The following is a 6,404-nucleotide window of genomic DNA, read 5'->3' as shown; positions in this document are numbered from 1 at the left end:
ACGGTGCGGCGGCGCTCCCGGCGCTGCGTACACTGACCGCGGTCGAGCAGACGGCCACACCCCCCTTGTCCGGAAGGATCCCGCGATGACCGCTGTCGCGCCGAGTGCCCTGGCACAGACCCTCGTCGACCATGCGGAGACCGTCCGCCCCGCCTGGCTGGACGCCGCGGTGGACGAGCTGCGCGGACGTACCACCCGCGGCGAGCTCGAGCGCGAGCAGTCCGACATCTACCAGGCCCTCGTCGACGGACTGCAGGCGGGGGGCACCGACCTGCAGTCGGAGGCCTTCGACCAGCTGCGCGGCATCCTGGCCGACGTCTCCGCCGCACGTGCCCGCCTCGGCTTCACGCCCCGCGAGACCGCCGTGGGCGTGTTCGCGCTCAAGGAGGGCCTGTACGGCCTGACCGGGTCGGCCGACACCATGACGCGCGTCCTGCCGCTGCTGCGCCTCGTGGACGAGCTCGGGCTGTTCACGTTCGAGGCGTTCGCCGCCGCCCGCGAGTCGATCATCAGCGAGCAGGCCGAGCAGCTCCTGGAGCTGTCGACGCCGGTCGTCAAGCTCTGGGAGGGCATCGTGGCGGTCCCGCTGGTCGGGACCCTCGACTCCGCGCGCACCCAGGTCGTCATGGAGAAGCTGCTCAACACCCTCGTCGAGACGGGCAGCACGCAGGCCATCATCGACATCACCGGCGTGCCGGCGGTCGACACGCAGGTGGCCCAGCACCTCCTGCGGACGGTCGTCGCGGCGCGTCTCATGGGCGCGGAGTGCACGATCAGCGGCATCCGTCCCCAGATCGCCCAGACCGTCGTCGCGCTCGGGATCGAGTTCGGGGACATCCGCACCCGCGCGACGCTCGCGGACGCCTTGGTCGACGCGCTGCGGGAGGGTCGTCGCACGCCCGCCGGGGTGACCGCGTGAGCGACGCCGTCCCCATCCTCAAGATCGGGTCGACGCTGCTGGTGTCGATCCAGGTGGACCTCCAGGACGACACCGCCCTGCAGCTGCAGGAGGACCTGGCCGAACGCATCACGCGCACCGGCGCGCGCGGCGTCGTCATCGACATCTCGGGCCTGGAGATCGTGGACAGCTTCATCGGCCGGATGCTGGCGTCGGTCGCCGCGATCTCCCGCGTCCTGGACGCGCAGACGGTGGTCGTCGGCATGCGGCCCGCCGTGGCCATCACGATGGTGGAGCTGGGCCTGTCCCTCGGCGGCGTCCGCACGGCGCTGGACGTGGAACGCGGCCTCGCGATGCTGGCCCCGGCCCACGATTCCGCCGAGAGCGTGCTGCTCGCGGCGGCCGCCGAACGAGAGTCGAGATGATGACCGCGCCCTCGGCCACGGCGACGGAACGGCTCGAGGTGCGTGCCGACTCCGACGTGGTCCGGGTCCGACAGCTCGTCCGCACGATCGCGCAGCAGGCGCGGCTCTCCCTCGTCGACCAGACCAAGCTCGTCACGGCCGCCAGCGAGCTCGCCCGCAACACGCTGGTCTACGGCGGCGGTGGCGAGGTCGAGGTGGAGCTCGTCGCGGACGGCCGACGGTCCGGGGTCCGGGCCGTCTTCTCCGACGAGGGACCGGGCATCGCCGACCTCGACCTCGCGCTGACGGACGGCTGGACCAGCGGGAACGGGCTGGGCCTCGGTCTGTCCGGCTCACGGCGGCTGGTCGAGCAGTTCTCGATCGACACCGCACCGGGAGCCGGGACCCGGGTCGAGATCGTGACCTGGTCGCGATGATCTCCACGTCGGGGCCGCCCTCGCCCGACGCGGCGGTCGCCCTGGAGGCCGGGGTCTGGCACACCGTCGACCATCCCTCCGCCGTCGGCGCGGTCCGGCGCGCGGCGACGACGGCCGCGCTGAGCCTCGGGCTGGGCGAGGCACGGGCCGCGGAGGCCGGTCTGGTGGTGTCCGAGCTGGCGTCCAACCAGACCCGGCACGCCGGCTCGGGGTCGGTCGTGCTGCGCGTCAGTCGTTGGGACGGCCACGCCGCGCTCGAGGTGCTGGCGGTGGACTCCGGCCCCGGCATGCGCGACCTCGGCGCCGCCATGCGCGACGGCGTTTCCTCGCGCGGCACCCTCGGCATCGGGCTCGGCACGCTGCCGCGGCTCACCTCGTCGTGGGACGCCTGGTCGGCGCCCGGGCAGGGCACGGTGGTGGCCGCCACCTTCGCCTCCCCCGGCTCCCGGCCCGACCCCGCACCGGGGGCGGGGCTGACCCGGCCGATGACCGGGCAGGCCGTCTGCGGCGACGCGTTCGCCCTCCGGACGGACGACGGCGTGACCTCGGCCCTCGTCGCCGACGGGCTCGGCCACGGTCCCCTGGCCGCCGTCGCGTCGCGGTCGGCGGTCCGCGCGTTCCTCGAGGCGGAGCCCGCCGGCCCCGCCGCACTCCTCGCACGGGTCCACGGTGCTCTGGGCGGCACGCGGGGCGCGGCGGTCTCCGTGTCGCGGGTCGAGCACGGGACGCTGCGGCACGCCGGGCTCGGCAACATCGGCGGCACCGTGCAGGGCGCCGACCGACCGCGGAGCCTCGTGAGCCAGCCCGGCATCGCCGGCACCCACGCACGAGCCGTCCGCGAGGTCGCCGTGCCCGTCGGCGCCGGCGACCTGCTCGTGCTGCACTCCGACGGGCTCACCGACCGCGCGAGCCTGGCCGCCTACCCGGGGCTGGCGGCTCGCAGCCCCCTCGTCGTCGCGGGCCTGCTCATGCGCGACTTCGCCGTACGACGGGACGACGCGTGCGTCGTGGTCGTCCCTCTGGGAGGCACCCCGTGACGACAGCCGGCACCCCGCTCCTCGCCACCCGGCTCGAGGGCGACACGGACCTGCTCGCCCTGCGCCGCGCGGGCCGCGAGATCTCCCGCGCCCTGGGCCTGGACGTCCACACCCAGGTGCGGGTCGCCACCGCGCTCTCCGAGGTCGGTCGTGCCGCGGTCGCGCTCGGGCCCGTGGAGGTCACCATCGGCCTCGACCGGGGCGCCCGGCCGCTCCTGCGCGCGGACCTCGAGTCGTCCGCCGGCCTGCCCACGACGGGCAACGCCGCCGACGGTGGCGTCCCGGCGGCGCGGCGGCTCGTCGACGAGGTCGTGCTCGGCGCGGACGGCCGCCACGTCACCCTCGTGGTCGAGCTGGGAGCCTCCGCGCCCCTCGATGCCGCGACCACCGACGCCCTGCGCCGCACGATCACCGTCGGCTACGGGGCCAACGCCCTCGACGAGCTGCGGGTGCAGAACGCCGAGCTGCTGCGCACGCACGACGAGCTGGTGACGCAGCGGGAGGAGCTCCGCCGGCTCAACACCGAGCTGGAGGAGACCAACCGCGGCGTCCTCGCGATGTACCACCAGCTCTCCGCGGAGCTGGAGGAGACCAACACCGGCGTCGTCGCGCTGTACGCCGAGCTCGACGAGCGCGGCCGGGAGCTGGCGGCCGCGAACGAGGCCAAGTCGCGCTTCCTGCGCAACGTCAGCCACGAGCTGCGCAGCCCGGTCAACTCCATCATCGGGCTCACCTCGCTGCTGCAGGCGTCGACGATGTCCGGGGACCAGGCCGAGCAGGTGGAGTTCGTGCGCGACAGCGCGGCCACGCTGCTCACCCTCGTCGACGAGCTCCTCGACCTCGCGCGCGCGGAGGCCGGGCACCAGGACGTGGCGCCCGCGCCGATCGACGTGCCGGCGCTGCTCGACGAGCTCCGGGGCACGACGCTCCCCCTGGTGCGCGACGGGGTGGAGCTGGTGGTCGCGTGCGAGCCCGGGCTGGCGCTCGTGAGCGACCGACGGCTGGTCGCGCGGGTCCTGCGCAACCTCCTGACGAACGCCGTCAAGTTCACCGAACGGGGCAGCGTGCGGCTCGACGCCCGCGTCGAGGGCGACGCCGTGCGGTTCGTCGTGGAGGACACCGGCCTGGGGATCGGCCCCGAGCACCTGGACGCCGTGTTCGAGGAGTTCGTCCAGGTGCCCAACCGCCTCCAGCCGAGCGTCCGGGGGACCGGCCTCGGCCTGCCCTACGCCCGGCGCACCTCCGTCGCGCTCGGCGGGACGCTGACGGCGAGCTCGGTCCCCGACGTCGGCAGCACCTTCACCGTCGTCCTCCCCGTCGAGGCCGCGGCAGTGGCGGGGACCGCGACGGCCGCGCCGACGGTCACGCGCTCCCCCGCCACGGCCGGAGCGGACGCAGAGACCGGGCTGGGGCACGTCCTGGTCGTCGACGACGACCGGTCCTACGGCGCGTACGTCGCCGGGCTGCTGCGCGAGGACGCCGACCGCGTCAGCGTCGCCCACGACGGGCGGCACGCGCTCGCCCTGCTGCGGGACGCCCGTGCCGACGCGGCCGTCGTGGACGTGCGGCTGCCGGAGCTCGACGGCGTGGGCCTGCTCGCGCGGCTCCGTGCCGAGCACCCCCACCTGACCGTCGCGCTCATGTCCAGCGGCCCCGCCCCGGAGCAGACGGGGGTGGAACGGCCGGCGCCCTTCCTGCCGAAGTCGACCCTCGACCGCGACGCCCTCACCCGCGCGCTCCGCGACGGCGGTGCCGCATGACACCCGCCGACCGCACCGTCCTCGTCGTGGACGACACCCGCGCGCACCGCTACGTCATGGCGACGTGGCTGCGGGGCGCGGGCTTCGACGTGCTCGAGGCGGGGACCGGCGCGGAGGCGCTGGACCTGATGGCCGCGACGATCGACGCGGTGGTCCTCGACGTCAACCTCCCGGACCTCACCGGGTCCGAGGTCTGCCGCCGGATCAAGTCGGACCCGCTGACCGCCCACGTGCCGGTGATGCACGTGTCCGCCACGTCGATCGACGCCGCCGCACGGACCGCCGGGCTGGACGGCGGCGCCGACGCCTACCTGCCCGAGCCGCTCGACCAGGACGAGTTCCTGGCGACCGTGGGCGCGCTGTGCCGCTCGCACGACGCCCAGCGGGGCGCCGGGCGCGCCGCGCGCCGGCTCGAGGCGCTCGCCGACGCGCTCGCTCCCCTGCACCAGGCCCGGTCCCAGGAGCTCGTGGCCGACCTCGTCGCCCAGGGCGCGTGCGCCGTGCTCGGGCGCCCCGCCGTGGCGATGGTGGTCGTCGACCAGCAGACCGTGGTCCGCGCGGTGTGCCCGGCCCCGGACGCGCCGCTGGTACGGGGGCGAGGGACGCTCCCCGTGCTGCCGCCCGGGCCGGTCTCGTCGGCCACGTTCGGCCCCGACGACGTGCCCGACCACTGGGTCCCCCTCCTGGCGCAGGCGGGCGTACCGCGGTCCGCCTGGTGGACGGTGTGGCTGCGCGACGCCGAGGGCGCGCTCGTGGGCGGACTGGCGCTGCAGGCCGACGACGCCTCCAGCGGCCCGTCGACGGAGGAGCGCGAGGTCGCCGCCCGGCTCACCGAGGGCATCACCGTGGCCCTCCGGAACCTCAAGACGTTCGCCGAGGAGCACCGCATCGCGATGGCGCTCCAGCGCCGGCTCCTGCCCTCCGGGCTCACGGTGCACGGCGGTGTCGAGGTCGCCGCCCGCTACGAGGCGTCGGACGAGCGCCTCGACGTCGGCGGGGACTTCTACGACGCCTTCGACCTGCCCGACGGCCGGGTCGCCGTCGTGATCGGGGACGTCCAGGGGCACTCGCTGCGGGCGGCCACCGTCATGGCCGAGGTGCGGCTCACCCTCCGCGCCTACCTGCGCGAGGGGCACGATGCCGCCCGCGCGCTCGACCTGCTCAACGACTCGCTGCGGCTGGACCACCCGGAGCTCACCACGGTGTGCGTCTGCGTCATCGACCCCGCGGACGGCAGCGTCGAGATGACCGACGCCGGCCACCTGCCTCCGCTCGTGGTCCGGACCGACGGGACGGTGGTCGCCGAGAAGTCGCCGGCCCGCCTCCTGGGTCTGGCGAGCCCGGACGAGCGGCCCGCGCGGCGCGACGCGCTGGGCCCCGGCGACCTCCTGGTGCTCGTCACGGACGGGCTGGTCGAGCGCCGCGACCGCACCCTCCGGGAGGGCATCCACGAGCTCGTGGACGCGGCCCGCACGCTCGCCGGGCTCACCCCTGCGGAGGTGTGCGCACGCCTGGTGGACAGGTTCATCGACGCCGGTCGGGAGGACGACGTCGCCGTCGTGGTCGTCCGTCGGGCGAGCGACCCTCAGTCGCCGCTCGGCACCTGACCCTTCACGTCGTCGTACCCCGCCAGGCTCGGCAGCTCGCCCGGCGCGTAGACCAGACGGACCACGCCGGTCGGGAAGGCCTCCGACCGGCGCAGGGCCAGCGGGTAGACCGTGTCGCCCTCGTCGAAGAGGCGAGCACCGCGGCGGGCCGCGACCGGGTGCACCAGCAGGCGCAGCTCGTCGAGCAGCCCCTCCGCGAGGAGCTGGCGGACGACCGACAGCGACCCCGGCACGAGGATCTTCCCCACGCCGTCCTCGGCC

7 protein-coding genes are annotated in these 6,404 nt (G+C 75.4%); 6 read left to right on the top strand and 1 reads right to left on the bottom strand.

All coding sequences use genetic code 11. The features are described from left to right. The first annotated feature begins 85 nt into the window (after window positions 1-85). Genes ACFWEK_RS17320 through ACFWEK_RS17295 form a run of 6 tightly spaced genes read left to right on the top strand, consistent with a single transcriptional unit; the run spans window position 86 to window position 6,143 of the window. Window positions 86-919 carry an STAS domain-containing protein gene (locus ACFWEK_RS17320; protein ID WP_430545922.1) on the top strand — a complete coding sequence of 278 codons (834 nt, stop codon included), beginning with the start codon at window positions 86-88 and terminating at the stop codon, window positions 917-919. Then, on the top strand, window positions 916-1,323 hold the full coding sequence (locus tag ACFWEK_RS17315; protein WP_430545921.1) for an STAS domain-containing protein: 408 nt from the start codon (window positions 916-918) through the stop codon (window positions 1,321-1,323). Before ACFWEK_RS17320 ends, ACFWEK_RS17315 begins: the two co-directional genes overlap by 4 nt. Further along, on the top strand, window positions 1,323-1,739 hold the full coding sequence (locus tag ACFWEK_RS17310; RefSeq protein WP_430545920.1) for an anti-sigma regulatory factor: 417 nt from the start codon (window positions 1,323-1,325) through the stop codon (window positions 1,737-1,739). Before ACFWEK_RS17315 ends, ACFWEK_RS17310 begins: the two co-directional genes overlap by 1 nt. After that, window positions 1,736-2,776, top strand: coding sequence for an ATP-binding protein (locus ACFWEK_RS17305; protein WP_430554838.1), 1,041 nt, complete (start codon window positions 1,736-1,738; stop codon window positions 2,774-2,776). Before ACFWEK_RS17310 ends, ACFWEK_RS17305 begins: the two co-directional genes overlap by 4 nt. Continuing rightward, on the top strand, window positions 2,773-4,536 hold the full coding sequence (locus ACFWEK_RS17300; protein ID WP_430554837.1) for an ATP-binding protein: 1,764 nt from the start codon (window positions 2,773-2,775) through the stop codon (window positions 4,534-4,536). Before ACFWEK_RS17305 ends, ACFWEK_RS17300 begins: the two co-directional genes overlap by 4 nt. Further along, window positions 4,533-6,143 carry a SpoIIE family protein phosphatase gene (locus tag ACFWEK_RS17295; RefSeq protein ID WP_430545917.1) on the top strand — a complete coding sequence of 537 codons (1,611 nt, stop codon included), beginning with the start codon at window positions 4,533-4,535 and terminating at the stop codon, window positions 6,141-6,143. The genes ACFWEK_RS17300 and ACFWEK_RS17295 overlap by 4 nt, the downstream gene beginning before the upstream one ends. Here ACFWEK_RS17295 and ACFWEK_RS17290 read toward each other — a convergent pair. After that, a partial coding sequence (locus tag ACFWEK_RS17290; protein WP_430554836.1) for a dihydrofolate reductase family protein occupies window positions 6,122-6,404 on the bottom strand: 283 nt, incomplete at its 5' end. The genes ACFWEK_RS17295 and ACFWEK_RS17290 overlap by 22 nt on opposite strands.

It is taken from the genome of Isoptericola sp. NPDC060257 (genome assembly GCF_042726645.1).
Taxonomy (GTDB): domain Bacteria; phylum Actinomycetota; class Actinomycetes; order Actinomycetales; family Cellulomonadaceae; genus Isoptericola; species Isoptericola nanjingensis.
The sequence above is the reverse complement of the archived record's forward strand: the minus strand, read 5'-3'. Positions and strand labels throughout refer to the sequence as shown.